The 26,464-nt window shown below is 71.1% G+C and carries 21 protein-coding genes; 7 read left to right on the top strand and 14 right to left on the bottom strand.

Annotated elements, in window-relative coordinates; genetic code table 11:
* Positions 1–25: 25 nt before the first annotated feature.
* Both ABQ271_RS13710 and ABQ271_RS13705 read left to right on the top strand, forming a co-directional pair.
* Positions 26–1,813 (top strand): HAMP domain-containing sensor histidine kinase, encoded by a 1,788-nt coding sequence (locus tag ABQ271_RS13710; RefSeq protein ID WP_349309289.1) that lies wholly within the window; start codon positions 26–28, stop codon positions 1,811–1,813.
* A gap of 9 nt (positions 1,814–1,822) precedes the next feature.
* A complete protein-coding gene (locus ABQ271_RS13705) occupies positions 1,823–2,470 on the top strand; it encodes an RNA methyltransferase (protein WP_349309288.1) in 648 nt (215 codons plus the stop codon).
* A 10-nt stretch (positions 2,471–2,480) separates the two neighbouring features.
* Here ABQ271_RS13705 and ABQ271_RS13700 read toward each other — a convergent pair whose 3' ends face one another.
* The 3 genes from ABQ271_RS13700 to ABQ271_RS13690 all read right to left on the bottom strand — a co-directional run bounded on the left by ABQ271_RS13700 (position 2,481) and on the right by ABQ271_RS13690 (position 5,242).
* Complete coding sequence (locus tag ABQ271_RS13700) at positions 2,481–2,900, bottom strand: hypothetical protein (RefSeq protein ID WP_349309287.1); 420 nt, start codon at positions 2,898–2,900, stop codon at positions 2,481–2,483.
* A 61-nt stretch (positions 2,901–2,961) separates the two neighbouring features.
* Positions 2,962–3,621, bottom strand: a complete 660-nt coding sequence (locus ABQ271_RS13695; RefSeq protein WP_349309286.1) for a response regulator — start codon at positions 3,619–3,621, stop codon at positions 2,962–2,964.
* Complete coding sequence (locus ABQ271_RS13690; protein ID WP_349309285.1) at positions 3,614–5,242, bottom strand: sensor histidine kinase; 1,629 nt, start codon at positions 5,240–5,242, stop codon at positions 3,614–3,616. Before ABQ271_RS13690 ends, ABQ271_RS13695 begins: the two co-directional genes overlap by 8 nt.
* A gap of 170 nt (positions 5,243–5,412) precedes the next feature.
* Between ABQ271_RS13690 and ABQ271_RS13685 the strand changes: the two genes are divergently transcribed.
* Positions 5,413–6,930: a CitMHS family transporter gene (locus tag ABQ271_RS13685; protein ID WP_349309284.1), complete on the top strand. Its 1,518-nt coding sequence runs from the start codon at positions 5,413–5,415 to the stop codon at positions 6,928–6,930.
* Positions 6,931–6,937: 7 nt separating this feature from the next.
* Here ABQ271_RS13685 and ABQ271_RS13680 read toward each other — a convergent pair whose 3' ends face one another.
* The 7 genes from ABQ271_RS13680 to ABQ271_RS13650 form a co-directional block, all read right to left on the bottom strand.
* A complete protein-coding gene (locus tag ABQ271_RS13680) occupies positions 6,938–7,231 on the bottom strand; it encodes a hypothetical protein (RefSeq protein ID WP_349309283.1) in 294 nt (97 codons plus the stop codon).
* A gap of 122 nt (positions 7,232–7,353) precedes the next feature.
* The gene (locus ABQ271_RS13675) at positions 7,354–8,781 is read right to left on the bottom strand and encodes an AAA family ATPase (RefSeq protein ID WP_349309282.1); all 1,428 of its coding nucleotides are present in this window, start codon (positions 8,779–8,781) and stop codon (positions 7,354–7,356) included.
* A gap of 60 nt (positions 8,782–8,841) precedes the next feature.
* Positions 8,842–10,161 carry an MATE family efflux transporter gene (locus ABQ271_RS13670; RefSeq protein WP_349309281.1) on the bottom strand — a complete coding sequence of 440 codons (1,320 nt, stop codon included), beginning with the start codon at positions 10,159–10,161 and terminating at the stop codon, positions 8,842–8,844.
* Positions 10,162–10,204: 43 nt separating this feature from the next.
* Entirely contained in the window at positions 10,205–11,629 is a 1,425-nt protein-coding gene (locus tag ABQ271_RS13665) for a rhamnulokinase family protein (RefSeq protein WP_349309280.1), read from the bottom strand.
* The gene (locus ABQ271_RS13660) at positions 11,626–12,483 is read right to left on the bottom strand and encodes an alpha/beta hydrolase (RefSeq protein ID WP_349309279.1); all 858 of its coding nucleotides are present in this window, start codon (positions 12,481–12,483) and stop codon (positions 11,626–11,628) included. The genes ABQ271_RS13665 and ABQ271_RS13660 overlap by 4 nt, the downstream gene beginning before the upstream one ends.
* Positions 12,484–12,490: 7 nt before the next feature.
* Positions 12,491–13,657 (bottom strand): L-rhamnose isomerase, encoded by a 1,167-nt coding sequence (gene rhaI / locus ABQ271_RS13655; protein ID WP_349309278.1) that lies wholly within the window; start codon positions 13,655–13,657, stop codon positions 12,491–12,493.
* Positions 13,654–14,016, bottom strand: a complete 363-nt coding sequence (locus ABQ271_RS13650) for an L-rhamnose mutarotase (RefSeq protein ID WP_349309277.1) — start codon at positions 14,014–14,016, stop codon at positions 13,654–13,656. Before ABQ271_RS13650 ends, rhaI begins: the two co-directional genes overlap by 4 nt.
* 107 nt (positions 14,017–14,123) lie before the next feature.
* Here ABQ271_RS13650 and ABQ271_RS13645 point away from each other — a divergent pair, with 107 nt between their 5' ends.
* The gene (locus tag ABQ271_RS13645) at positions 14,124–15,125 is read left to right on the top strand and encodes a LacI family DNA-binding transcriptional regulator (protein WP_349309276.1); all 1,002 of its coding nucleotides are present in this window, start codon (positions 14,124–14,126) and stop codon (positions 15,123–15,125) included.
* A 130-nt stretch (positions 15,126–15,255) separates the two neighbouring features.
* Here the strand turns inward: ABQ271_RS13645 and ABQ271_RS13640 are convergent, their stop codons facing one another.
* Positions 15,256–16,206, bottom strand: coding sequence for a hypothetical protein (locus ABQ271_RS13640; protein ID WP_349309275.1), 951 nt, complete (start codon positions 16,204–16,206; stop codon positions 15,256–15,258).
* 330 nt (positions 16,207–16,536) lie between these two features.
* On the opposite strand from ABQ271_RS13640, the gene ABQ271_RS13635 reads away from it, so the two are divergent.
* Positions 16,537–18,840, top strand: coding sequence for a rhamnogalacturonan lyase (locus ABQ271_RS13635; protein WP_349309274.1), 2,304 nt, complete (start codon positions 16,537–16,539; stop codon positions 18,838–18,840).
* Between the two features lie 205 nt (positions 18,841–19,045).
* On the opposite strand, the gene ABQ271_RS13630 is transcribed toward ABQ271_RS13635, so the two are convergent.
* Both ABQ271_RS13630 and ABQ271_RS13625 read right to left on the bottom strand, forming a co-directional pair.
* Positions 19,046–20,350 carry a cellulase-like family protein gene (locus ABQ271_RS13630; protein WP_349309273.1) on the bottom strand — a complete coding sequence of 435 codons (1,305 nt, stop codon included), beginning with the start codon at positions 20,348–20,350 and terminating at the stop codon, positions 19,046–19,048.
* On the bottom strand, positions 20,347–23,580 hold the full coding sequence (locus tag ABQ271_RS13625) for a DUF5107 domain-containing protein (RefSeq protein WP_349309272.1): 3,234 nt from the start codon (positions 23,578–23,580) through the stop codon (positions 20,347–20,349). The genes ABQ271_RS13630 and ABQ271_RS13625 overlap by 4 nt, the downstream gene beginning before the upstream one ends.
* 93 nt (positions 23,581–23,673) lie before the next feature.
* Between ABQ271_RS13625 and ABQ271_RS13620 the strand changes: the two genes are divergently transcribed.
* Positions 23,674–24,537, top strand: a complete 864-nt coding sequence (locus ABQ271_RS13620) for an AraC family transcriptional regulator (RefSeq protein ID WP_349309271.1) — start codon at positions 23,674–23,676, stop codon at positions 24,535–24,537.
* 202 nt (positions 24,538–24,739) lie between these two features.
* Here the strand turns inward: ABQ271_RS13620 and ABQ271_RS13615 are convergent, their stop codons facing one another.
* The gene (locus ABQ271_RS13615) at positions 24,740–25,585 is read right to left on the bottom strand and encodes a hypothetical protein (RefSeq protein WP_349309270.1); all 846 of its coding nucleotides are present in this window, start codon (positions 25,583–25,585) and stop codon (positions 24,740–24,742) included.
* Positions 25,586–25,693: 108 nt separating this feature from the next.
* On the opposite strand from ABQ271_RS13615, the gene ABQ271_RS13610 reads away from it, so the two are divergent.
* Positions 25,694–26,305 carry a hypothetical protein gene (locus tag ABQ271_RS13610; RefSeq protein ID WP_349309269.1) on the top strand — a complete coding sequence of 204 codons (612 nt, stop codon included), beginning with the start codon at positions 25,694–25,696 and terminating at the stop codon, positions 26,303–26,305.
* The last annotated feature ends 159 nt before the right edge of the window (positions 26,306–26,464 follow it).

Here is a 26,464-nt window from a genome sequence, read left to right as displayed (position 1 = left end):
GGCGGGTGAGAGCATTGCCGACGGGATGAGCGTGCGATCGGACGAGCAGCAGACACGGCGACGGACGCCGCGCCTGCTGCTGCGGTACCTCGCCGCAGGCCTCCTCCTGGTCGTCGCGTCGGTCGGCAGCACGCTGTGGCTCGCGCAGACCGCGGAGTACCGCTTCGACCAGCAGTCATCGGATGCCGCCCTCGCCCGGAACGAGCAGATCCTCGACGAACTGAGTCTGTGGGCCGGCCGGCATCCGACCTGGGACGGAGTCGGACCCGAGCTCCTCGAACTCGCGCACGACACCGGCCGGCGGATCGCGCTCGTCGGGGGGGACGGAGAGCTGATCGCCGACAGTGCGCCGACTCTGCCGCGACCCGAGGAGTCGACGATGACGTTCGATCCGCTCGAGGAGTACGCCGAGCCCGGAACCCTCCAGCTGCGCCTGCACCGGGGGATCGTCGGACCCTTTGGTCTCAGCGAGGATCAGCGGACGGCGCTGACCGCGCGCGCTGCTGACGTCCGGGCCTGCCTGGGAACGGCGGTCATCGGCTCGACCGTCTGGACGACGGGACGCCCGGTGGTGTGGGCCACGGACAACGCCCCGGATTGCGGGCGGACCCGACTCGACACCCCGCTGCCGTCCGAACAGGACGCTCTCGACGAACTGCGCGAACTCACGAACCGGTGCCTGCTCGACGCCAGTGCTCCTCCGATCGACCGGGTCGACCTCGACCTCTCGGCCGCGGCGACGAGAACGGAACTCGCGTTCCGCACCGATCCCCCCGGGTCGGAGATCACCGCGGGATGCCTCCTCAGCGCACAGGTCGAGCAGGCCTCCGCCGTCACGGCGCCGACCGTCCAGATCGTCCTCACGAACCTCCGGGGGAACGTCCGCGGGCCCTTCGACGCGAGCCCGGGGACGATCGCACGACTCGCGATCGTCGTGGTCGTGCTCCTGGCTCTTCTCGCGGCCGCAGCCGCCATCATCCTCGCGCCGACCCTTCGGAGCGCGCGCAAGCTCGAAGCCGCCGCCGACCGCTTCGCCGCCGGAGAGCGTGCGGGTCGGAGCGGAGTCGGTGCGACGGACGACCTCGCCCACGTGGGTGCGGCGTTCGACCGGATGTCGGCGGAGATCGCCAGTCACGAGACCGCCCGCCGCCGTCTTCTCGGTGACGTGGCACACGAACTGCGGAGCCCCCTGACCAACATCCGCGGCTGGGTCGAGGCCGCTGACGACGGGCTCGGAATGAGCGATGCCGAATTGCGGAGCCTTGTGCTCACCGAAGCGGGACGCATGGAGACCATCACGCGCGACCTGCAGTTGCTCGCGCTCGCCGAGACGGGCGACCTCGCCGTCGACCTCGCACCGGTGGATGCCGCCGAGGTCGTCCGGAGCGTCGTTGCGGCCCACCTCGCTCGGGCTGCGGCCGCCGACGTCGCGCTGGTCGCGGAGGTCGATGGCCCTCTGCTGATGCGCACCGATGCCGCGCGTCTCGGGCAGATCCTGAGCAACCTGGTGGGCAATGCTCTCCGCCACACCGCCGCGGGCGGGTCAGTGCGGGTCGGCGCGGGTGCGACGGGCGGAACCGTCCGCTTCGAGGTGATCGACGACGGCGAGGGCATCGCCGCCGACGACGTGCCGTTCGTGTTCGACCGGCTGTGGCGGGGAGACCCGGCGCGCACGCGGTCGGGCGAGAGCTCCGGACTCGGGCTGTCGATCGTGCAAGGGCTCAGCCAGGCGCTCGGCGGCTCGGTCGAGGTCACGAGCGAGGTGGGTGCCGGCTCCCGCTTCACCGTCTTCCTGCCGGGGTCACCCGACTAACCTGGACCGGTGCCAGACCCGACCGATCCCGCCGCCGGCGACGCCGAGCCGCAGCTCCCCGTCGGCGTCGGCCCGTGGCCCGGCGGCCCGGACGCCTGGCCGGACGATCCGCGCTACGACCGTGAGCTCCTGGAGAACGGTGATCGCCGCAACGTCGTCGACCGGTACCGCTACTGGACGATGACGGCGATCGTGGCGGACCTCGACGAGAAGCGGCATCCGTTCCACGTCGCGATCGAGAACTGGCAGCACGACATGAACATCGGCTCGATCGTGCGCAGCGCCAACGCGTTCGGCGCGGCCGAGGTGCACATCATCGGCAAGCGCCGCTGGAACCGCCGCGGCGCGATGGTCACCGATCGCTACCAGCACGTCCGCCACCACGAGGACGTCGCGGCCTTCACCGCGTGGGCGGATGCCGCTGGCCTCCCCGTCCTCGCGATCGACAACGTCGACGGATCGGTGCCCGTGGATCGGGCGGACGTGCCCGAGCGGTGCGTCCTGCTTTTCGGGCAGGAAGGTCCCGGGCTGTCGCCCGAGGCGCTGGCCGCGGCATCCGGCGTCGTCGAGATCACCCAGTACGGGTCGACCCGGTCGATCAACGCCTCGGCCGCCGCGGCGGTCGTCATGTACGAATGGTGCCGCCGCTACGCCTGAGCCCGCGTTGTCAGGCCACGGCGTACCGGCGGGACCGCAGGTAGAAGACGGCGAGCGTCACGGCGAGAGCGGTTGCCGGCACGGCGAGGACCGAGCCGACGAGCAGGAGCAGTCCCGCTCCGATGTTCGCGAAACCTCCCGCCGCAGCATCCTGGAGGGTCGTCACGGCGCCGAGGAAAATCGTCGCCCCCACGACCAGGTATCCCACCGTCGCGAAGGCGGAGACGACGGTGCGCAACCGGTGCAGCCAGACTCCGACGATGCCGGTGACGATGGCGGTGCCGGCGGCGCCGGCGACCACGACGAGCTCGGCGAAGGTGCCGTCCGCCGTCAGCAGGTAGGTCGCGAGTGCCGCGGCTCCGATGGTCAGTGCGAGACCCGATGCGACCATCAGAGCGGTCGCGAGTGTGATCCTGCTGGTGTTCTTCATGGTGGAGTCCGTTCCCCCGATCGGTTCCTGCCCGACACGGCCGTCGTGGCGTGGTGTCACCTTAGCCCGCGGCATCCGCCAGGCGGAAGCGGTGCTCAGGGCGGCCCGTCGTGCCGTAGCGCAGGCTGATCTCCACGAGCCCGCGCGAAGCGAGCGCGGTGAGGTGGCGCTGGGCCGTTGCGCGTGAGATGCCGCTGCGCTCGGCGACCTCGCTCGCCGACGCCTCGCCGTCGGCGAGGGCGCCGAGGATGGTCCGCTCCGTCGCCGACCGCGACACCGACGCCTGGTCGGGGGCGCCGCGCATCGCCGTCGCCGCGCGGTCGATCTGGTCCTGCGTGAGCGGGGCGGCGTCGGAGAGCAGGTTGCGGTAGCGCGCGTACCGGTCGAGGCGATCGGCCAGCGTCCGCGCGTCGAACGGCTTCACGAGGTAGGCGAGGGCGCCGGCGCGGAAGGCGCGCCGCACCGTCCGCGCGTCCGTCGCCGCACTCAGCACGAACGCGTCGACGCCGCACGAGCGCACCACCTCGATGCCGTCCCCGTCGGGCAGGTACACGTCGGCGAGGATCAGGTCGGGGGTGTCGGCCCGCACGGCCGCCAGCGCCTCGGCCGCGGTGCGGACCGGCTCGAGCGCGGTGAATCCGCGCACCCCCGTCACGATGTCGCGGTGCACGCCGGCGACGCGGAAGTCGTCGTCGATGATCAGCACACGGATGTCACTCATCGTCGCTCTCCTCGATCTCACCCGGTCCCGCCGGACCCATCACCGCGGGCAGACGAGCCCCGAAGACCGCGCCGCCGTCGCGGCCGCCCGCGTCGATGATCCAGACCTCGCCCCCGCGTCGCCTCGAGAGCTCACGGGACAGCGGCAGCCCGATGCCGTGGCCGTGCACCGCCGTCTCAGTCTCCGACACCGTGCGCGCGGCGAACACGTCGCCAGGCTCCGTCACGCCGCCTCCCGAATCCGCCACCGTCAGGACGAGCTCGCCCCCGTCCAGCTCGTCGAGGAGGGTCACCTCTACCCAGGCGTCCGCCGACGAGGATGCCGCGGCCGTCACCGCGTTCCCCACGAGGTTCCCGAGCACGGCGAGGGTGTCCTCCACCTCGCGCAGCGTGCTGCGCAGCAGGGTGTCGGGCCCGACGCGCAACTCGACGCCGCGTTCGCGGGCGCTCTCGGCCATCGCGCCGAGGAACGACTGCAGGACCGGGTCAGTCACGGCATCCAGCCCGGCCACCCGCAGGTCGACGGCGCCGCGACCCGAGACCTCGCGCAGGAAGTCGCGGGCCTCCTCGCCGCGGCCCGCGTCCAGCAGACCGGATGCCGCGTGCAGGCGGTTCGCGAACTCGTGGCGCTGCGCGCGCAGCGCGTCGGTCAGGGTGCGGACGCCGTCAAGACGCTCGGTGAGGGCGAGCAGATCGGTCCGGTCGCGGAGGATCGCCGCGGTGCCGAGTGCGCGGGAACCGCGACGCACCGGGCGGACGTCGACATAGACGATGCGGTCGCCGACCGCGAGTCCCGACGGCGCGCCCCCCGTGAGCGCATCGCGCACCGACGGGTCGACCGGGACGTCGCGAAGGGCGGTCCCAGGCGCGGCGGCGACGCCCAGCATCCGCGTTGTCGCCTCGCTCCACACGCGCACGGTGCCGTCCGGGTCCACCGCGACGACACCCTCGTCCGCGCTCTCGAACACGGCGGTCTGCGTCTGGACGAGTGCCGCGAGCTCTTCGGGCTGCAGCCCCAGCGTCACGCGCTCGAGCCGCCGACGCATCAGCAGCGCCGCGACCGCGCCGAGGGCGAGGGCCAGCACGACCGCGACGGCGATGCCGGTGAGGAGGGCGGGCAGATCGCGGAACACGCTGGCTCGCTCGAATCCGACGCTCACCTCTCCGACCGGCCGGTCGCCGTCGCCGGGCGCGTACACCGGCACCTTGGCGCGTGCGGATTCGCCGAGCGTGCCGGACTCCCACGTCACGACCTCGCGCCCGGCGAGGGCGTCGTCGAAGCTCGTGCTCACGACATCGCCGAGCCGGTCCGGGTCGGGGTGGGCGAGACGGATGCCGTGATCGTCGGTGATCACGACGAACAGCACGTCCGTACGGTCCGAGACGGCGGTGGCGTACCCCTGCAGAGGGCCGCCGCGAAGCTTCGCGGCATCCGGCGTGCCGGGGTCGGCGGAGTATTCCGCGACCAGCTCGCGGACGTCGGGGGTCGCCGCGACGCTCCGGGCGATGTTCAGCGCCGAGGACTCCGCTTCGGCGCGCAGCTGCTGCACCCCGAGGAAGAGGAAGACGCCGGCGCACGCCGCCACGACGCACACCTGCGTGACGAGCTGGAGGACCAGCATCCTGCTCCCGAACCGCACCCGACCACCTCCTGCGCACAATGAGCGAAAGCCACGTTACGCGCACAACGCCGGGGAATGAGCCTTAGCGCGCGCGGCACCCCGCGGCATCCGTACGCTCGCGGGACCAGGCACCGAACCCCCCGGCGCCGCTTCACGACGAAGGAGTCGCGATGAGCATCGTGCATACCGAGGCAGTCGAGTATCCCGTGGCGTTCACCCCACCGGACACGATCCTCGTCATCCTCGGGTTCGTGATGGTGCTGACCTTCATGGCCCTGATCATGACCCGGCGACTGACCCCCATGGTCGCGCTCATCACGGTGCCGACCATCTTCGGCCTGTTCGCCGGTGCAGGTCTCGGCCTCGGCGACATGGTCATCGACGCGATCGGCGATCTCGCACCCACGGCCGCGCTGCTGATGTTCGCGATCATGTATTTCGGCATCATGATCGATGTCGGGCTCTTCGACCCGCTCATCCGCCTCATCACCCGCCTGCTGAAGGACGACCCCGCCAAGGTGGTGCTCGGCACCGCGATCCTCGCCGGAGCGGTCTCGCTCGACGGCGACGGATCGACCACCTTCATCATCACCACCTCGGCGATGCTGCCGATCTACCTCCGCCTCGGCATGAGCCCCGTCGTCCTGACCTGTGTCGCCGGGCTCATGAACGGCACGCTGAACATCGTCCCCTGGGGCGGTCCGACCGTGCGCGCCGCCTCGGCGCTCGGCCTGCAGCCGACCGACATCTTCGTCCCGATGCTGCCCTCGCTCGCCACGGGCCTCGTCATCTCGCTGCTGTTCGCGTGGTTCCTCGGCCTCTCGGAGCGCCGTCGCCTCGCCGGATCGGTCGATACCTCGCGCCTCGAAGGCACCGGCGACGGTCGCCTCGGTGCGCCGCGACTGTTCCGCGGTGCCGAGAGCAAGCCGGGCGCCCGCGCGCACCTGCGCACCGGCAACATCGTCACGGTCCGCGGCGCCCGCTCCGCCGTCGACGCCGCGAAACTCGTCGACACGGCCGACACCGCGATGGCCGACACGCTGCTCGACCCGAACCGGGCGACGCTCCGACCGAAGCTGATCTGGTTCAACCTCGTCCTGACCCTCGCCGTCATGGTGATGCTCGTGCTCGACATCTACCCGCTGGCCTACGTCTTCATGGTCGGTGCGGCCGTCGCGCTCATCATCAACTTCCCCCGGCTGAAGAACCAGGCCGACGAGATCGTCGCCCACGCCCCCAGCATCGTCGGCGTCGTGTCGATGGTGCTCGCCGCCGGCGTGCTCGTCGGTGTGCTCAACGGCACCGGCATGGTCGACGCGATGGCGAGTTGGGTCACCCAGGTGATTCCGCCGTCACTCGGACCGTTCATGGCCGTGATCACCGGCATCCTGTCGATCCCGTTCACGTTCTTCATGTCGAACGACGCGTTCTACTTCGGCATCCTGCCGATCCTCGCCGAAAGCGCCTCGAACTACGGGATCGAGCCGGTCGAGATGGCTCGCGCCTCGATCACCGGCCAGCCGGTCCACCTCCAGAGCCCGCTCGTCCCCGCAATCCTGCTGCTCGTCTCGCTGGCCGGCGTGAACCTCGGCGACCACCACAAGAAGGTGCTGTGGCGTGCGGTCATCGTCTCGCTGGTGATGCTCGCTGTGGGTGTCCTCGTCGGGTCCATCCCGCTGATGGCCTGAGGGCGGGTCAGCCGGTGACCGTCAGGTCGCCGTCGATCGCGAGATCGCGGTGGAGGACGCGGATGCGGGCGGGCCCCGCGGTCGCATCGTCGGGCACTGTCACCTCGGCGGAGATCGCCGTATCGGTGATGTCAGCGGTACGCAGCTCGCGCGAGGTGTCGCCCTGAGCCCACTCGATCCGGACCTCGGTCCAGGGTGCCTCGCCCGAGGGATCGTTCGGGGTGTCCTCGCAGACGGACCAACCGTCGCTCGTTACGGTAACCGTGTCGCCGGGGGCCGCCGCCGCGGGAGTCACGGTCACGATCGGTGCGGCGCACTGACCAGCGGCCTGGCCACCACCAAATCCCGGTGTCGTCCCGCATCCCGAGAGCGCGAAGGCAGAGAACAGCACGACCGTCGCCGTGGCCCTTCGCGACTTGCGCATCAGAAGTGCCCTCCGAAGTGGATGCTGGTGCTCCCCTCCTCCGCGGCCACCGCGTCGGCGGCCGCATCCCCGCCGAACAGCACGCGCGAGATCCCGCGGGTGTCGTCGAGCATCGCGTCGAGAGCGACCGCGAGGTCGTCGTCGGTCACGTCGCGACCGTCGGTCACGGCGCGCAGCACCGCACGTCGCACGACCTCCTTCACGAAGGATGCCGTGACCCCCTCGGCGCGCTCAGCGGACTGACCCAGCGCGTCGGCCGAGAACGGCAGCTCGCCGCCGTACACCTGGAACAGGCGCTGCCGGGCCGGCAGATCGGGCAGCGGGATCTCGAGGGCGAGGTCGACGCGGCCGGGCCGCGCGGCCAGAGCGGGCTCGAGGATCTCGGCCCGGTTCGTCGTCAGGACGAAGGCCACGTCGGCGTCCCCGTCGAGGCCGTCCAGCGCGTCGAGCACCTCGAACAGCAGCGGCTGCAATCCGAAGTCACCGCGGTCCGCGGCCACCAGGTCAACATCCTCGAGGACCACCAGGGCAGGGCTCATCGCACGGGCGAGCGAGGCGGCCTCACCGATCAGTCCGAGTGCGGCCCCCTGCAGAAGCACGACCGTCGTCCCCGGTGTCTCGTGGATGAGGTGACGGATGGTCAGCGTCTTGCCCGTTCCGGGAGGGCCGTACAGGAGGACGCCGCGCTTGAGGTGCTGCCCGCGGGAGCGCAGTTCGTCGGCGCGACCGCCGATCTCGACGACATGTGCGCGGATGCGGTCGAGCAGCCCTTCCGGCAGGATCACCTGGTCGGCGGTCACCGTCGGCCGCTCGAGGAACGTCATCCGTCCGATGCCGCTCGCCCCGTACTCTCCGCGCGCGAAGCTCACGACGTTGCCACGCACGACACTGAGCTCGTTCATCAGGCGTCGCGTCTCGGCGAGGAGCCCCGAGGCGACCTCGGGCGACGCGGCGACGACGTCGAGAGACGCCGTCTCGCGACCCGACTGCGGGTCGGCGGCGCGCTGCAGGGCGGCCACCGGCATCCCGTCGACGCGGAACATCCGCAGGGCGGTCGACTTCGTCTGCCGCGTCGTCTCGGGCCCGGTGGGGACCGACACGTACTCGACCGGACCGGGCTGGATGCGGGCGTAGGGCGACGCGAGCAGGCCCGAGAACTCCTCGTGCCGCAGATGCCTGCCTCCGCGCAGTCCGATGACCTCGGCGTCGTCGCCGGCCAGGGCGTCGAGGGCGAGGTCGAGATCGACGAGGCGGTGCGGCGGGACCGCTTCGGACACCATGGGCAGTCCCGTCGGGTCGGCGCCGAGATGGTCCCGGACGCGCTCGCCGAGCGGCGTCAGCGGAGCCTCCTCGGCCTCCGGCATCCGGTTCAGTCGCTGCACCAGCCGGTGCAGGTCGTTCAGGAAGTCGTCGTCACGGGGATCCATGACCGCACTCTAGGGGAGCCGGGTGACACTGCGGGAGCGGCACGGATGCCGCGGATCCGGTCACACGGCGACGCGAAGCCACTCCGAACGGCGCACGCGCCAGCCGAGCGTGCCGAGACGGGCGAGCATGTAGACGCCGAAGAAGCAGGCCGCGAGCCAGGCGAGACCGCCCGCCCCGCCGGGGTGCAGGGCGATGACGATCGCCAGCGCGGGCAGGTACGGCACGAGGTTCAGGGCGCCCACGACTGCCAGGTACTTCGCGTCGCCGGCGCCCATGAGCACACCGTCGAGGACGAACACCACGCCGCACACGGGCTGCGCCAGAGCGAGGACGAGGAGCGCCGGCTGGATGAGCGCGGCCAGCGCGGGATCCCCCGTGAAGGCGATGCCGATGACACCCGAGAGCGCGGCGATCGCCACCCCGACGATGACACCGAACCACGCGCCCCACGCCACGGTACGGCCGAGCACGCGCCGCACGAACGGTTCGTCGTCAGCGCCGAGGCCGCGGCCGATGAGCGCCTGCGCGGCGATCGCGAGGGCGTCGAGGGCGAACGCCGCCGTCGAGAAGATCGTGAACGCGACCTGCCATCCGGCGAGCTCATCCGTGCCGAGACCCGTCGCGACGGCCACCGTCGCGAGCAGCGCGATGCGCAGCGACACCGTCCGCAGGAACAGCCAGCCGCCCGACCTCGCCGACCCGCGCACGCCGTCGCGCTGGGGCAGGACGGATGCCGAGTGGCGCCGCGCGAGGCGTCCGATGACGACGACGTAGGCCGCGACCATGCCCCACTGCGCGGCGACGGTGCCCGCGGCGGACCCGGCGATGCCCCACCCGAACCCGTAGATGAACAGCCAGTTGAGCAGCGCGTTGGCGCCGAAGCCGAGGCCCGCGATCCAGAGCGGTGTCACGGTGTCCTGCATGCCGCGCAGCAGTCCGGTGGCCGCGAAGACGATGAGCATCGCGGGCAGGCCCCACATCGACAGCGCAAGATACGTCACTGCCTGCTCGGCGACCTCGCGGCTCGGCCCGAAGAGGTCGACGAGCCACGGCGTCGCGAGCGATCCGAACAGAGCGAGCAGGGCGCCGAGACCCAGCGCGAGCCAGAGTCCGTCGATGCCGACGCTGACCGCGCTCTTGCTGTCGCCGGCGCCGAACTTCCGGGCGACCGCCGGAGTCGTCGAATACGCCAGGAACACCATCAGTCCGACGATCGTCTGGAGCACGGCGCTGGCGATGCCGAGGCCCGCGAGAGGCACGACGCCGAGGTGGCCGATCAGAGCGGCATCCACGATGAGGAACATCGGCTCGGCGACCAGCGCGCCGAGCGCGGGCACGGCGAGACGCAGGATCTCGCGGTTCAGGGTCGGCGCAGGCATGATTTTCAGCCTAGGGGTGACGGGCGGTCCGGCCCGCCCGGGGTCATTCGGCGTGTGGCTCGTACCGCCGAGGCGTGTGCGTGCGGGCGACGAGGTCGCGGAGCGATTCGAGCGAGCCGGCCAGGATGCCGGCCGCGCGGGCCTGCACGAGGATGTTGCCCAGTGCGGTCGCCTCGACCGGCCCCGCGAGCACGGGAACGCCGGAACGGTCGGCCGTGCGCTGGCACAGCAGCTCGTTGAGCGACCCGCCGCCGACGATGTGGATGACGCGCACGTCGACCCCGCCGATGCGACCGGCCTCGTGCGCGGCATCGGCGAACGCCTGCGCGAGCGACTCGATGATGCTGCGGGCGATCTCGGTCCGGCTCTGCGGCGCCGGCGCACCGTGCTCCTCGCACCACGCGGCGATGCGCGCGGGCATGTCACCCGGCGGCAGGAAACGGGCGTCGTCGACGTCGAAGAGGGCGACGGGCGCGGTGACGGCGGCCGCGGCATCCAACAGCTCGCCGAGGTCGACGTCGTGCCCCTCGCGCTGCCAGCCGCGGACCGTCTCGCTGAGGATCCACAGCCCCATCACGTTACGGAGCAGCCGGACGCGTCCGTCGACCCCGCCCTCGTTCGTGAACTTCGCCTCGCGGGCCGTGTCGGTGAGCACGGGCTGGTCGACTTCGACGCCAACGAGACCCCACGTGCCGCAGGAGATGTACGCCGCGTCCGGCGACACCATCGGAACGGCGACCACGGCGGATGCCGTGTCGTGCGACCCGACCGCGGTCACCGGGGTCCGCGGGGCACCGAGGCTCGCCGCGACGTCGCCGGTGAGAGCGCCCAGCGTCTCGCCGGGGGAGATGAGCGGCGTCAGGAGGTGCTGCGGCAGTCCGAGCGCGGCGATCAGATCGGCATCCCACTCGCCGGTGTCGGCGCGCAGCAGCCCCGTCGTCGAGGCGTTGGTGCGCTCGGTGCGCGCCTGCCCGGTCAGCCAGAACCCGATCAGGTCGGGGATGAGGAGCGCGTGGTCGGCGAGCTGCAGCACGGACCGGTGCTCCGCGGCCAGCTGGTACAGCGTGTTGAAGGGGAGGAACTGCAGACCGTTCCGGGCGAAGAGCGCATCGTGCGGGTGTGACGCGTGCACGGCCTCGACGCCGCGCGCCGTGCGCTCGTCGCGGTAGTGGAACGGCTCGCCGAGCAGGCGCGATCGTGCGATCAGGCCGTAGTCGACGGCCCACGAGTCGACGCCGATGCTCGCGATCTCGGTGTCGCCGCGCAGAGCGTCGCGGAGGCCGTCGAGGACCGATCCGTACAGCCCCAGCAGGTTCCAGTGCAGGCCGTCCGCGATCCGCACGGGCTCGTTCGCGAAGCGGGCGACCGTCGTCGTCTCGAGCGTGTCCGCGGCGACGTGCCCGACGATCACCCGTCCGCTCGTCGCGCCGAGGTCGACGGCGGCGACCGTTCCCCGCGCGGAGCTCACGGGGTGAGAGCCGCCAGGCGCGCGGCGAAGCGGGCCAGGGTGAGGGATGCGGCATCCCCGTCATCGGGGCGGTTCAGGTGCCCGTGGTCGGTACCCGGCTCGATCACGTGCTCGACGTCGCGGCCGGCGGAAGCGAGGGTGCGGGCGAAGTGCTCACTCGAGATGCGGAGCTCGTCGACGTCGCCCGCGACGATGAGCGTCGGCGGGAACTCGGCGAGATCCTCGGTCGTCGCGAGCCCCGGGATGGCTCCGAGTGGCGCGTCGACGACGGACCCGCCGAGGTAGTTCTCGTACATGCCGCGGACGGCATCCGGTCCGAAGCGGTCGGCCTCGGGACGGGCGTCGAGCGCCGCGCGGAGGTCACCCTCGGGCTCGGGCTGCTCGGCGAGCAGCGTCGGATACGCGAGGAGCACGAGCGCCGGCAGCTGCCGGTCGGTCTCGATGAGGCGGAGGACCGCGCCCGCGGCGATGTTCGCGCCCGCGCTCGCTCCGCCGATGGCGAGGCGTCCGGGGTCGACGCCGAGTGTTGCGGCCTGGTCGAGGAGCCACTCCCACGCCGCGAGAGTGTCGTCGGATGCCGCGGGGTACCCGACGCGCTCGCGACCCGGTTCGGTCGCGGGAGCCTCCCACCCGGCGGGCAGGGGAGCCAGGCGGTAGTCGACCGAGAGGACCGTGGTCCCGGCATCCGCCAACGTGCGGGCGACGTGATCGGCCTCGGGCATGTCGATGTCGCCGGCCGCGAAGCCGCCGCCGTGCAGCCAGACGAGTCCGGGAGTAGGGCGGTCGAGCACGCGCGCGGGGTAGACGCGGACGAGGCCGCCGGCCGCGCCGTAGGGGGTGGGGTTCTCGCTCATCGGACGATCATGCACCCCAGCCGGCCTGCGTGCCGCCGACCCGCTCGTCGGCGATCCGCTGCAGGTGGCCGGATGCCGCGTACGCGGCCATCGGGTCGGCGGGAAGCCCGCGCGACTCGCGCCACCGGGCGAGCGCGGGACGCACGTCGGTGTAGAACGCGTCCATGAGGATGCCGTTGGCGCCGAGCACGTCGTTCGCCTGCTGCGCGGCATCCAGGGCGCCCCGGTCGATGAGCAGGGCGCGCGCCGTCATCTCCTGCACGTTGAGCACCGAGCGGATCTGCCCGGGGATCTTGTCCTCGATGTTGTGGCACTGGTCGAGCATGAAGGCCACGTCGGGGTTGTTCAGGCCGCCGCCGCGCACGACCTCGACGAGGATGCGGAACAGCTGGAACGGGTCGGCGGCGCCCACGATCAGGTCGTCGTCGGCGTAGAAGCGCGAGTTGAAGTCGAACGAGCCGAGCTTTCCGAGACGCAGCAGCTGCATGACGATGAACTCGATGTTCGTGCCGGGGGCGTGATGGCCCGTGTCGAGGCACACCAGCGCCTTGTCGCCGAGCGAGGCGACCTGGGCGTAGGCCGTCCCCCAGTCGGGAACGTCGGTGTGGTAGAACGACGGCTCGAAGAACTTGTACTCGAGCACGAGGCGCTGCGCGTCGCCGAGGCGGGCGTAGATCTGCTGCAGCGAATCCTGCAGGCGATCCTGGCGCGCGCGCATGTCGTTCTGGCCGGGGTAGTTCGAGCCCTCGGCGAGCCAGATCTTGAGGTCGCGCGAGCCGGTCTCGTGCATGATGTCGAGGCACTCGAGGTGGTGGTCGATCGCCTTGCGGCGGATGCTCTCGTCGTGGTGCGTGAGCGCGCCGAACTTGTAGTCCTCGTCCTGGAACGTGTTCGAGTTCACCGTGCCGAGCTGCACGCCGTGGTCCTCGGCGTGGCGGCGGAGGGCCGCATAGTCGTCGACCTTGTCCCACGGGATGTGCAGGGCGACGCTGGGGGCCAGAGCCGTGCAGCGGTGGACCTCGGCGGCATCCGCGATCTTCTCGAACGGGTCCCGCGGGGTTCCAGCCGTCGCGAAGACGCGGAAGCGGGTGCCGGAGTTGCCGAACGCCCAGCTGGGAAGTTCGATCGACTGGCCTTCGAGCTGGGTGAGGATGTCGGGGGACAGCGTCGTCATGAGGGATCGCTTTCTGACACGTCGGCGGAGGCCGCCAACTGGTCGTGCAGGTTGAAGACTTCGGCCAGCGGCGTCGCCGCCTGGTCAGGGCGGCCGTGGAGGCCGACGAAGAAGCGGCCCATCTCGGCCTCCCAGCGCGCAGCGACGGGGGAGGCGGCCAGGTAGGCCTGCGCGGCGGTGTCGTCGTCGACCTCGTAGTAGCCGAACAGACGGCCGCCGTCACCGAGGAAGAGCGAGTAGTTGCGACGACCGGATGCCGCGATCTCAGCCAGCATCTCGGGCCAGACGGGCGTGTGTCGGGCGACGTACTCGTCGATCAGCGCCGGGTCGATCTGCAGCTGGAAGGCGACGCGGGTCATGTCACTCCTTCGTGAGGGCCGGGGTCGTGGGATTGACTCGTGATCATGAAACGATTCAACATCGAGAACAGTAACGTGGGGGCGAAGCATTCGTCAAGGCAGGTCATGTGGCAGTCAGTGTGAAGGACGTCGCTCGCGCGGCGGGAGTGTCGGTGGGGACCGTGTCGAACGTCCTCAACCGTCCCGAAAAGGTCTCCCCGGCGACCGTGGAACGCGTGCACGCGGCCATCGCCGATCTCGGATTCGTGCGCAACGACGCCGCCCGGCAACTGCGCGCCGGACGCAGCCGGACGGTCGGGCTCGTCGTCCTCGACTCGGCCAACCCGTTCTTCGCCGAGGTCGCCCGCGGCGCCGAGGAACGCGCCGCCGAGCACGGGGTCACCGTCCTCCTCGGCAGCAGCGGACAGGATGCCGCTCGCGAGAACGCCTACCTCGACCTGTTCCGCGAGCAGCGCGTGAACGGCGTCCTGCTGACCCCGCTCGCCCTCGACGACGCCCGGGCGGAGATCCTCGAGACCGCCGGCGTTCCGATCGTGCTCGTCGATGCCGAAGCCGACGGCGAGCTGCCCTCGGTGGCCGTCGACGACGTCGAAGGCGGATACCTGGCCGTGCAGCACCTGCTGCAGCAGGGGCGCCGACGCATCCTCTTCGCCGGGGGCCCGGCATCCGTCCGCCAGGTGGCGGACCGTCTCGAGGGGGCGCGACGCGCGCTCGCCGAGGTGCCCGACGCGACCCTCGAGGTCTCGTCGACCGACGAGCTCACCGTGCTCGCGGGGCGGCTCGTGGGCGAGGAGCTCGCGCGGCGCGATGCCGAGGACCGGCCCGACGGGGTCTTCTGCGCGAACGACCTGCTGGCCGTCGGTGTGCTGCAGGGAGCGGCGATCCTGGGCAAGCTGCGCGTGCCCGAGGATCTCGCCCTCATCGGGTACGACGACATCGACTTCGCACAGTCGACGGTCGTGCCGCTGAGCTCGATCCGTCAGCCCGCACGCGAGATCGGCGCCGCCGCCGTCGACGCGCTCTTCGCGACGCTCGGAGATCCGGATGCCGCGCCGCAGCGCATCCGCTTCCGCCCCGAGCTCATCGTCCGCGCCTCCACCGGAGGCTGAGAGGGGCGGCCCGCTGCGCTACCGGTCCACATCATGTCCTCTCGCCGAGACCACACGCTCCGCACGCGCACGACGTGTGCGCTCGGCGAGAGAACATGATCCGCACCAAGCGGGAGCGGGATGCCCGGCGTCAGCCGGTGTGCGCGGCTGACCGCACCAGCGAGGTCAGGAGCGCCGCCACGTAGTCGCGATTGTCGTCGTTGATGCCGGGAAGCGTCGGGGCGAGATGGTCGGGCGTGACGCGGAAACCCTTCGCCTCGGCATCCCACGTGATCGCGCCGATCTCGTCGAGCGGAGTGCGGTCGAGGTCCTCCATGAGGTCTCGCGAGTAGAGCGCCGCGTCGGTGATCGCGATGCCGTAGACGCCGACGAAGGTCGCGCTGGAGAGCGACACGAGCACGCGCTCGGATGCGGGGAGCTTCCACTTCGCGGCGAGCTTCGCGATCCCCTTCGCGTTCTTCGGGCGTGACGGGAGCAGGAAATCGGACGACAGCCTGCTCGCCAGGATGAGCTCCTCCACCGTCGCGGGCTTCTCGACGGGCTGGTCGGCGACGGCGACCGTTCCGCGGACGGTGTCGATGACGGCGGACACGTAGCGCGCAACGGCGGGCCGTTCGTCGACCGCCAGAACCCGCTCGGTCGGAGCGAGGTCGACCGTCGCGTCGCCGACGCGGAGCGCGGCGCCGTCGATCCGGACCTCGGTCGTCCCCAGCGAGGCGAGGCTGAACGGTCTCGGATCGAGCTCGTCGACTCCCTCGACGTAGACGGTGCGGTCGGTGACGAGCACGCCCTTGGAGTGGCGGCGACCGAGCAGGTCGATGGTGTGGAAGCCCCAGAACAGGATCGGCAGGTCGCCGTCGGAGACGGCTGCCTGCAGGTACAGCTGATCGACCGCCTTCCAGAAGACCACGTCCGCGTCGTCGTACTCGGGGTGGTCGGTCTGCCCAGCTCGGAACACGAGGCGCGTGATCTCCTCAGGAGTCTCGATCGCCGCGACCTCCTCGCTGAGGCGCGCGAACAGGTCGCGCCTCGCCGGGCTGAGGCCGTCGAGGTAGTCGGAGAGGGTGCTCGGTCGAGGCATGGCGCGTCCCGTCGTCGGTTCCGGAGTTCGTGCTCATTGTGGCGGAGTTCGAGCCCGCGTGTCGCGTTCGTCCGGCGGCGGCGGCGTCACCCCACACGCCGCGTGCCCGGTGCAGGGTCAGCGCCGGCATGCCGGCGGAATCGAGCGGGCAGGTGAGCGTATGACCTGCACTCGGCACACCCTCGACAGTTGCCCCGACCCGGGTTGCACGCGCGGGGCATGCGTCTCGGCGAGCGGGCGGTGACCGTGCGGCATCCATTGACACGATTCAATGCCCGACCTAGGCTCGGCCGGGCACCGGGGAAACCGCATTCCATCACGAGTTCAAGGGTGAACAGCATGAGAAATCCCGTCCGCACGTCCGTCGTCGCCGCGCTCGCCGCAGCGGCCCTCGTCATCCCGGCTCAGGCCGCGATGGCACACCCGGGGCACGGCCCCGGTAAGCCGAAACCCGCCGCATCGCCGCAGCTCGAGAAGCTCGACCGCGGGCTCGTCGCCCTGCCGGGCGAGGGCGGCATCCACCTCACCTGGCGCCTCTTCAAGAGCGAGGCGACCGGGGCATCCGCGACCGGGCTCACCGGCACCGACTTCGTCGTGAAGCGCGACGGCAAGCGCATCGCGACGGTCACCGACTCGACCACCTATGTCGACCCGGACGGCACCGACCGCTCGAAGTACACCGTCTCGCCGCTGCAGGGCAAGCGCGAGGGCAAGGCGTCCGACAAGGTGACGGTGCAGGGGTCGCCATTCCTCGACATCCCGCTCACGAAGCCCGCCGATGGTGTCACGCCGGCAGGCGAGGCGTACACCTATGCGGCGAACGACGTGTCGGTCGGTGACGTGGACGGCGACGGTGCGTACGAGTACGTCGTCAAGTGGGACCCGTCGAACGCGAAGGATGTCTCGCAGGTCGGCTACACCGGGCCGGTCTACATCGACACGTACGAGCTCGACGGCACGCTGCTCAACCGCATCGACCTGGGCGTGAACATCCGCGCGGGGGCGCACTACACGCAGTTCCTCGTCTACGACTTCGACGGCAACGGCAAGGCCGAGATCATGATGAAGACGGCGCCCGGAACGAAGAGCACCGAGTACAAGAAGGGCAAGGCCAAGAAGGCCGAGTACGTCACCATGCCGAAGTCCGACCGCAAGGCGGGCTATTCGCACTCCGACGACTATCGGATGAGCGCCGACGACTACGCCGCGCACCTCGCCGATGTCTTCCAGGGTTGGTCGGAGCGCGAGGAGGTCGTCTCGGGTCAGTGGCCCGCCACGATCGAGGAGGCGCTCGGCACCGAGCCGACGCACGACTACCCGCTCTCCCGCGCCGATGCGGAGGAGCTCGTCGACTACTTCATCGACGTGTACGCGCCGTCGCGCTCGGCCCGCAACGTGCTGCGGAACTTCGAAGGCTTCATCGTCGACGGTCCCGAGTACCTGACGGTGTTCGAGGGCAAGACCGGCAAGGAGCTCGAGACGGTCCGCTACGAGCCGGGTCGCGGTGACGACGGCCTGCTCTGGGGCGACTACGCGATGTCGCGCATCGAGCCGGGCAACCGCGTCGACCGCTTCCTCTCCGGCGTTGCGTACCTCGACGGGACGCATCCGTCGGCGGTGTTCGCCCGCGGCTACTACACGCGCTCGACCGTCGCGACGTACGACTGGAACGGCAAGCACCTGAAGAAGCGCTGGCTCGTCGACAGCGGGCACGTGCCCATGACGAACCCGTTCAACGACGGTCCGCACGGTCGCGACGGCACCGACCCCGAGTACGGCACGCTCACGACGCAGGGCTTCCACAGCCTGAGCGCGGCGGACGTCGACGGCGACGGCAAGCAAGAGATCGTCTACGGTTCCGCGACCCTCGACGACGACGGCAGCCTGCTCTACTCGTCGTTCGACACGATGCCCGAAGGCAGCGCCACCCCGGGCGAGACGGCGCGCCTCGGCCACGGCGACGCGATGCACGTCGGCGACTTCGATCCGAACCGCCCGGGCAAGGAGATCTTCACCGTTCACGAGGGTGGCGCCTACGCCCCGTACGGGACGGCGATGCGGGATGCCGCGACGGGCGAGGTGCTCTTCGGCGCCTACTCGGGCAAGGACACCGGCCGCGGGATGGTCGGCGACGTCCGTGCCGATGTGCCCGGCGTCGAGGTCTGGTCGAGCATGCCCGCCGGAACGGATGCCTCCGGCCTCCTCTCCGCCGACGGCGACGTCCTGCAGGCCACCAACCCCGGCACGAACATGTCGATCCGCTGGGCCGGCGACCTCACGACGCAGATCGTGAACGGCGCGCAGACCGTCACCCCCACGATCGACGATTGGACGCGCGGGACGGTGCTCACGGCATCCGGCACCCTGACCAACAACGGCACGAAAGGCAACCCGTCGCTCGTGGCCGATGTGCTCGGTGACTGGCGCGAGGAGCTGCTCGTGCGGACGGCGGACTCGTCAGCGCTGCGCATGTATGTCTCGACTGAGCCGACCGAGCACAAGCTCTACACGCTGATGCACGACCCGCAGTACCGGGCCGAGATCGCGCGTCAGCAGACGGCGTACAACCAGCCCGCGTACACGGACTTCTACCTCGCGTCCGACATGTCGTTCGCGAAGGTGCCGCTGCGCTGAGTGGTGACGTGAGCGGGGGTGGATGCCGGTGGCATCCACCCCCGCTTCGTTTGCGCCCGAGCGGGGCGTCAGTGCGGCGACAGTGCGGCGTCAAGCTCGGCGACATCATGTTCTCTCGCCGACACCACACGCTATGCGTGCGCGCAACGTGTCGTCTCGGCGAGAGAACATGATGTGGACACAAGAGCGGGGACCAGCGCGCGCGTCACATCCCGCGCACGAGCGCGTTCACGCGCTGCTGCCACTCGCGCAGCTGCCACATGGGGTGGTGCGGGGCGGCGTTCGAGCAGAGGACGACGCCCCACACGCCGCGGCCGAGGGCCGTGCGGATGCCGTGTTCCGCCAGCTCGCGACCGGTCTCGGACTCCTCGAACCCGCCGTGCAGCGGGGTGTACCCCACCCAGCCCTCGCCGATCAGCGCGGGCACCCCTTGCCAGCGCGCCCACTCGGCGATCGCGATGACGCGGGATTCGATCTCGCGGTGCATGACCTCGGCGTAGCGCGGGTACTCGGCGTCGAGCCAGGCGTCCCAGGCGTCGGGGTCGACCCAGTCGTAGCCGTAGATCATCTGGTCGGTGACGACGGTCGACCGCAGCTTCCACTCGGCGGGCCGGCCGTACTCCTCCAGCGTGGGCGCGTCGGGCCGCAAGAGCGCGCGCAGCTCGGCGTTCGGGAACCCCTCGGTCCCCTCCGACCGGATGTCGATGCGGCTCTGCAGCGCGTCGAGCACGCCGTAGCTGTACACGTGGCACTGCGCCGCGCCGAGGCCTGCGGGCAGGCGGTGCATCGCCAGGTGGGGCGGTTTGCCGTAGCTGGCGGTGACGAGCAGGTCGGGATGCCGCTCCCCGAGCCGCGCGACCTCGGTCGCCGCCTCGTCGGTCAGCGGTGGCAGGATCGAGAACTCCACCTCGTTGTGGATCTCGACGAGGGCCACGAGGTCGCGGAACCCGTGCGCGTCGACCCAGGCCAGCATCCGATCCCAGGCCTCAGCGAGCAGCCGGTAGCGGGCCTCGAACGGGACCGCGTCGATCGCGTCGAACCACCGGGGCGACGCGGCGAAAGCGGGCGACTGCTGGTACTCCCAGCTCGAGAGGATCAGTACCAGCCCGTGCCGTCGCGCGGCGGCGAACAGCGCCTCGAGGTGGGCGTAGAGGTCGAGCGCGTACCCGCCGGGGGTGTCGTACCAGCGGGTGCGCTGACCGTAGTACCCGCCGGATGCCGCCGGTCCCAGCCCCTCGATCTCCAGGTCACGGGCGAGGTCGTCGAGCCCCAGGTCGCCGAACAGCAGCAGGGGCGCCGCGCAGATGCGGATCGCGTTGTAGCCGAGCGATGCCGCGTCAGCGCACGCGGCATCCAGGTCGGCGTAAACATCGCCCGCGCCGGCGCGGGTGTACCAGGAGAAGTCCCAGAGCGTGATCGCGAGACGGTCCGGGAGGTGTGCGGGGATGGGGCCTGTCGGTCCGTAGGGCCCTTCGGCGACATTGCCGGAGCCCATGTAGCGGTCGGTCATGCGTTCATCCTTTCGTCTGCCGTCGTGCGTCCCACGGCGGCGAGTTCGCGCAGGCGGGCGGCCTGCGCCCGTCGGCGATCGGCGGTGTCAAGATCGAACACCAGCAGCTCCGGCAGCGACGTCGCGAAGTAGTCGACCTCGTCGGGGGCGGACTCGATCTGGGCGGCGCGCGCGTCGAGTTCGGTCCACACGTCGGCTGCGGCGTCGTGCGAGCCGAGCCGCGTGTGCGCGACCCCGATCCAGAAGGTCGCCTCGTCGGCGGGACGCGGAGCAACGGCGAGCGGCGTCGCCGCACAGGCCCGCTCCCAGGCGGCGCGCGCGGCCACGTCGTCACCGGCGAGGCGGTGCGCGTCGCCGAGCGCGACGAACCGCTCGGCCTGGGGGACGGCGGGATGCCGCCCCTCGCCGAGGTTCGCAGGTGCATCGATCCCGGCGTGAAGCAGGGCGATCGCGGCATCCGGGCGGCCCTCGGCGCAGTCGCGGCGCGCGAGCAGACACGCAGCGCGGTCGTACGCGGCGAGCACGACGCCCTCACCGCCTTCGAACGGGCGGAAGACCCGCGTCGTGAGGATCCGCCACGCATCATCGAGGCGGCCGACGTCGAGGAGCAGTCCGACGTGCGCGACCGCGAGGTCGTCGCGGGCGTCGAGTGCCGCGGGGTGGCGTTCGAGCAGAGCGAGGCGGGTCGCGGCATCCGTCCCGGTCAGCTGCGCGAGGAGGTCGCGCTCGAGCACGAGCCGAGGGTCGGCGCGGCGGGCGAGGGCTGTCTCGTAGAGGGAGGCCGCGTCGTCGGGGCTGCCGCCGGTGCGGACCGTGGCGAGGGCGAGGTTCCGCAGGACGACGGGGTCGTCGGCGCCGAGCGCGCGGGCCCGGTCGAGCGCCGCGAGGGCGTCGTCGTCGCGCCCCGCGTCGAGCAACCAGGCGCCGAGCATGCCGGCGGCGGCGGACGATCCGGCGGCGACTCCGGCGACGAGGGCGTCGTGCTGATCGAGGCCGGCGGGGAACGCGCCGCCGAGGTCGAGGCGGTCGGCGGCGGCCCGCTCGGTGGCGGCGAGATCGGGGTGGCCGGCGGCCTCCGCCCACGCGGCGCGGAGGATCAGCCGGACCGGCTCGAGGTTGCCGAACCCGGACTCGCCCGTCGCGGTGCGCTCGGTTGCGGCGAGGGCCTCCTCGAGCGCGCCGGCCCGGGCGAACTCGGCGCCTGCGTCGAGCGCCGCGCGCGGGTCGGAGGGAGCCGGCGCGTCGGCGAGCAGCACAGTGATCGGGTCGAGCGGGTCGGCGGCGACGAGATCTTCGAGCCTCGCCGTCGCCTCGTCGTCACGCCCGAGTCGGCGCAGCGCGAGCACGCGCAGACGGCGCGCCTCGGGAATCGCGTCGGCGGCATCCGCGAGTCGGAGCGCGTCGGACGGGCGCCCGTCCGCGAGCGCGAGGCGAGCACGGGCGAGGGATGCCGGTGCCGCCCACACCGCGTTCCACGCCGCCCGCGCGAACCGCCGATCGGCCGCGTCGCGCTCGCCGAGGCGCTCGAGCGCGAGCCCGAGCAGGTAGTGCGCCTCGCCGTCGCGGGGGTTCAGGTTGCGGCGGGTCTCGCGGGCGACGGCCGCCTCGAGGTGTTCGCGCGCCGCGGCGTACTCGGCGCGCGCGAGGTGCCACGCGCCGAGCATCGTGCGGGCGCGCGCGTCGTCGGGATCCCGCCGCAGCGCCTCGCGCAGGTAGGGGAGGGGCGACCGGGTGGGATGCCGGTACTGCACCAGATGCGCCGCCGTGAGCAGCAGCTCGTCGGTGCCCTCGATGCGTTCGGGTGCCTCGGGCGCCGTCGCGACCCAGGGCTCCGCGGGCTCGGCGTCCCGGCGCACCCACCGGACGAGGATCGCATCGTCGGCGACGACCGTGACCTCGACCGCGGTTCCGGTGACCTCGACGACGGCGGGGGAGTCGGGGCCGATCGCGACGTCCGTGATCCTCGTGTCACCGCCGTCGACCCTGACCTCGACGCGCGCCGCTCCGTGCGCACGCGTCGTGAGGACGCCGATGCGCGACCGGCCGCCCTTGGTCGTGACCGAGACCGCGGCATCCGTCGTCGCCTGCCGTGCCGGACCGATGGCGTGTACGGGGAACCAGTGCTGCGAGAACGTCTTCGTCTCGCCGGGCATGAGCCACGCGAAGTCGGGCTGGTTGTCGGTGTACACCCCGGCCATGAGCTCGACGTAGGGGCCGTCGGTGTCGGTGAGCTGGTCGTCCCAGGCGCGTCCGATGGGGCCGTCGCCCCACGTCCACTGCTTCTTGCCAGGCGAGATCGCGGGGTCGGCCCAGTGGACGAATCCGGCGTCGGCGGCGTGGTCGTAGCCGCCGAAGAAGCCGTCCTCGGTGTCGGTGATCATGTACGACGTGGGTACGGGGATGTTGCTGTACACGTCGATGCGGTCGGCGCCGGGGCGCTCGGCGGCGAGGGTGGGATAGTCGACGCCGTAGTACGCCCGGTCGGCGTGCGGGAACGCGGTGATCGCGCGGCGGGCGTGGTCGGCGACGAAGCGGACGTCGTCGGGGAAGAACGACTGGTACTGCTCGTGCGAGCGGGCGGCGACGTTCGCCCACCACAGGAAGGTCTGCGGCACGTCGGTGCAGTTGTGCAGGCGCACGTCGAGCTCGATGAGTGAGGATCCCGGGCGCAGCCGCACGCCGTGGACGCCCCGCATCCGCTGCAGGGGATCGAGGTCGCTGTGCCAGACGATCGCGCTGCCGTCGTCCTCGCGCTCGATGCGGCTGTCGACGGGGAGGAACGTGGCGGGGCGATGGTGCTGGGGCCAGTTGAACTCGACGCCGCCCGAGATCCACGGGCCGGCGAGGCCGACGAGGGCGGGCTTGATGACGTTGTTCCGGTAGAAGAAGTCGTAGCCCGCGACCTTGTCGTACCCGATGTGGATGCGTCCGCCGAGCTCGGGCAGCAGCATGAGCCGGACGTACGCGTTCTCGAGGTGGATCGCCCGCCACGCCCGCGGCTGCTTCTCGTGCGAGATCGACTCGATCATCGGCAGCGGATAGACCCGCCCGCTCGACCCCTGGTAGACGCGCCGGTCGAGGAACGCCGGGTAGGGGTCGGGGCCGCCGGGCTCGTAGGTGTCGATCGTGACGTCCTCGCTCCAGCACGCGACGCCGCCCGCATCGAGCAGAGCCTGCTGGTCGGCGGGGGCGTCTGGCAGGTGGATGCGGCTGGGCGCAGCGTCGGGCATGGGGCGAATCTACGAGTGTCGAGGCGGCGGGGCCATGGGCGGGGATGCGGGCAGCCTGGACGATCCGCTGGTGCGGTGCGGCAGGATGGGGGGATGCAGCGGGCAGAGGGGTTCGAGCGGCAACGGCTGAGTGTCGTGCCGCGCCCCGTCGTGGAGGCAGCTCTCGCCCGTCCGGTGACGCGGCGGATGGTGGTGACGGATGCTGGCTACTTCCCACGCGCGGCGGGCCACGGCCGGCATCGCCCTACGGGTGCTCCTGAGACGATCGTGATCGTGTGCGTCTCGGGAGCGGGGTGGGTCGAGGTGGCCGGTCAGCGGACGCGCGTCGGGTCGTCGACGGCGATCGTCATTCCGGGCGGCGTGCCGCATTCCTACGGAGCCGACTCGAGTGACCCCTGGACGATCTGGTGGTGTCACGTGCGCGGTTCGGACGTGCCCGAGCTGCTCGACGCCGTCGGGGTGTCGCCCGCCCGCGTGACGCTGTCGCTCCGCGGCGTGGAGCGCGTGACGGCGCTGCTCGACGAGATCTCGACGTCGCTCGCTCGCGACACCACCCCGGGTCGCATGGTCGCGACGGCGGGAATGGCGTGGCGGCTGTTCACGCAACTCGCCGTCGACCGGCTGCTGCCCGAGCACGGCACGCCCGTCGAGCGTGCACTTCATTACCTCGAGGAGCGCATCGACGGCAGTGTGCACGTCGGCGAGCTCGCCTCGATGGTCGGGGTGTCGCCCTCACACCTCGCCGCGCTGTTCCGCGATGCGACCGGCGGCGGGGTCATCGCGCACCACCTCGCGCTGAAGATGGCGCACGCCCGGCACCTGCTCGACGCGACCGACCTGCCCGTCGCGGAGGTCGCGCGCCGCGTCGGCATGGACGACGCGTTCTACTTCTCACGGAGATTCCGTGTGGCCCATGGGGTGTCGCCGACGGCGTATCGGGGGCAGGGGAAGGGGTAGGGCGTGGCGGTCGCACGTTCCTTCGGGGGGAGGGGGGTACACTTCCTCGGGCCGCGAGCGTGTCACTGACCAGGAGTCCTGGTGAAGACCGTCATACGTTTTCACACCAAGCCGCCGTATGTGCGTTACGGGACGAGTAGTTTTCTGGTCTGAGCTTCGGTCAGGCCGCTCGGTGGGTTCTGAATCTGGCAATCAGGCACGGTCAGATGGGTTCGTCCCAGTGCACACCCACGGCGACAGGCTGCTCCAGGTGAGCCCGCCGGACGGCCGGCGTGGTGAGGTCGTGGGTGACGATTCCCACTGGGATCCTCCCAGACGTCGTCTCCCACCACGCCGCCGGGATCCAGGCGCTTGCTTGTCGGACCAGAAGCGATTCGACCTGATCAGTGCGTCCTCGCTCAAGTAACATCTCCGCAACCCAGAGCAATGTCCAGGACCTGTCAGGGACCGGGACCCCGGCGTCGATCCAGTCGAGCACGAGATCCCGTTGACCGCAGTTGATCGCCTCCAACATCACGGTCTGCGCCTCGGTGGCCGACAGCGCGGACAGGCCTCGTGCGGCCAGGGCCGCCGGCCCGGACAGCATCGGTTCGGGATCGGGGACCCCGGCAGGCAACACGGAGGATGGCTCCGAGACCACACGGTGCCAGGTCTGGTCGAACAGCCGGCGCTGCCGGTGCTCCGGTGGCAGAGCAGCCAACACGTTCTCGAGGGGGCCGACGATGTCTATGCCCTCGTAGTGGGCGGCCGCGGCGAAGGCGGTCACGAAAGCGTTCACCTTCGGCAGGTCTGCGTGAACCGCGAGCGGACCGACCGCGGCAACGGTGCGCTCGACACGCTGCGCGGCAGCCGTGAACTCGTCGTTCCACCAGCACCAGGGCATCAGGGCGGCGGTCGCCGACCAGGCGGTGAGGGGGTCGGGGCTGTCGGCCAGTGCGTCGAGTTGGCCTGCGGCGGTTGCCTGATCGCCGGAACGGGCCAGGGCAACGGCATCAAGTACCTCTGATGGCCGTGGTGATGAGGAAACCGGTCCAGGGGGATCGATCATGGGGCCACGATACCGTGCCCGTCGGTCACGGTGACGGGGGGGCAACTACCCACATCCATCCGTGATGTCGGGCTGCGACAGCGGCCAGCATGATGCAAAACTCGACGTATGCACTCGACGCAACCGCCCGGGTCCCCACACCTGACGATCAAGCCCAGCGGCCAGGCTTTCGGCAAGGGATTGGCCTACCGCGCTGCGATCTTCTTTCCGTTGGTCATCGTGGCAGCCCTCGGACTGCAGGGCACCGGTCTGCCCAGTTGGGCGATCTGGACCGTCATCGGCGCGGGGCTCTTGGTGGGGACACTGGCGATAGCCACCATGATCACCAGTGTCACGGTGGACGCGTCATACGTCGTGGCTGGCCTGCTGCTCGGCTTTGAGAAGCGGACGCCGGTGGAGGCCGTGACCAAGGCCGTCTTGGTGCTGCAGTACGAGCAGCTCGGCAACGACATCGCGCCGACATTCGTGGCGGTGGCCGGGGGGTCGAAACCGTTCTTGCGTCTGTCCGGCCAGGTCTACGACGCTGGGGACCTGATGGCCTTGACCCGCGCCCTCGGTCGGGCGGAGATCATCGACGAGCCACTGACGCCTCAGCTGCTGGAGCAGCGCCATCCCGGCGTGGTGCCGCTGTACGAGCGCAGACCGTGGATGATCGCGTGGATCGTGATCGGTGTGGTCGTGATATTCGCTGTCGCCGCTGGAGTGGCCGCCGAGAGCTGAGGCGGGAGACATCGCCGTGGAGTGCCGTATTCTCGCGTGCGATCGGTAGCCCGAGTCCGATCGTCGCTCACGTCTATGCGGATACCGTCGCCCTTGCGGCGGGCCCGGATGGAGATGGCTGCCCCGGGACCGGCGCACCGAACGGCGTTGCCAACGAGA

The organism is Microbacterium sp. MM2322 (assembly GCF_964186585.1).
Taxonomy (GTDB): Bacteria; Actinomycetota; Actinomycetes; order Actinomycetales; family Microbacteriaceae; genus Microbacterium.
Note: the sequence above shows the minus strand (reverse complement) of the source record. Positions and strands in the feature narration are given on the sequence as shown.

What these genes read in the sequence shown, in the direction of transcription:
- ABQ271_RS13660 (WP_349309279.1), bottom strand. Translation starts at nt 12,483, where the DNA reads ATGAGCGAGAACCCCACCCCCTACGGCGCGGCCGGCGGCCTCGTCCGC.
- ABQ271_RS13625 (WP_349309272.1), bottom strand. Translation starts at nt 23,580, where the DNA reads ATGCCCGACGCTGCGCCCAGCCGCATCCACCTGCCAGACGCCCCCGCC.
- rhaI (WP_349309278.1), bottom strand. Translation starts at nt 13,657, where the DNA reads ATGACGACGCTGTCCCCCGACATCCTCACCCAGCTCGAAGGCCAGTCG.
- ABQ271_RS13615 (WP_349309270.1), bottom strand. Translation starts at nt 25,585, where the DNA reads ATGATCGATCCCCCTGGACCGGTTTCCTCATCACCACGGCCATCAGAG.
- ABQ271_RS13685 (WP_349309284.1), top strand. Translation starts at nt 5,413, where the DNA reads ATGAGCATCGTGCATACCGAGGCAGTCGAGTATCCCGTGGCGTTCACC.
- ABQ271_RS13675 (WP_349309282.1), bottom strand. Translation starts at nt 8,781, where the DNA reads ATGGATCCCCGTGACGACGACTTCCTGAACGACCTGCACCGGCTGGTG.
- ABQ271_RS13695 (WP_349309286.1), bottom strand. Translation starts at nt 3,621, where the DNA reads ATGAGTGACATCCGTGTGCTGATCATCGACGACGACTTCCGCGTCGCC.
- ABQ271_RS13620 (WP_349309271.1), top strand. Translation starts at nt 23,674, where the DNA reads ATGCAGCGGGCAGAGGGGTTCGAGCGGCAACGGCTGAGTGTCGTGCCG.
- ABQ271_RS13640 (WP_349309275.1), bottom strand. Translation starts at nt 16,206, where the DNA reads ATGCCTCGACCGAGCACCCTCTCCGACTACCTCGACGGCCTCAGCCCG.
- ABQ271_RS13610 (WP_349309269.1), top strand. Translation starts at nt 25,694, where the DNA reads ATGCACTCGACGCAACCGCCCGGGTCCCCACACCTGACGATCAAGCCC.
- ABQ271_RS13650 (WP_349309277.1), bottom strand. Translation starts at nt 14,016, where the DNA reads ATGACCCGCGTCGCCTTCCAGCTGCAGATCGACCCGGCGCTGATCGAC.
- ABQ271_RS13710 (WP_349309289.1), top strand. Translation starts at nt 26, where the DNA reads ATGAGCGTGCGATCGGACGAGCAGCAGACACGGCGACGGACGCCGCGC.
- ABQ271_RS13630 (WP_349309273.1), bottom strand. Translation starts at nt 20,350, where the DNA reads ATGACCGACCGCTACATGGGCTCCGGCAATGTCGCCGAAGGGCCCTAC.
- ABQ271_RS13670 (WP_349309281.1), bottom strand. Translation starts at nt 10,161, where the DNA reads ATGCCTGCGCCGACCCTGAACCGCGAGATCCTGCGTCTCGCCGTGCCC.
- ABQ271_RS13700 (WP_349309287.1), bottom strand. Translation starts at nt 2,900, where the DNA reads ATGAAGAACACCAGCAGGATCACACTCGCGACCGCTCTGATGGTCGCA.
- ABQ271_RS13690 (WP_349309285.1), bottom strand. Translation starts at nt 5,242, where the DNA reads ATGCTGGTCCTCCAGCTCGTCACGCAGGTGTGCGTCGTGGCGGCGTGC.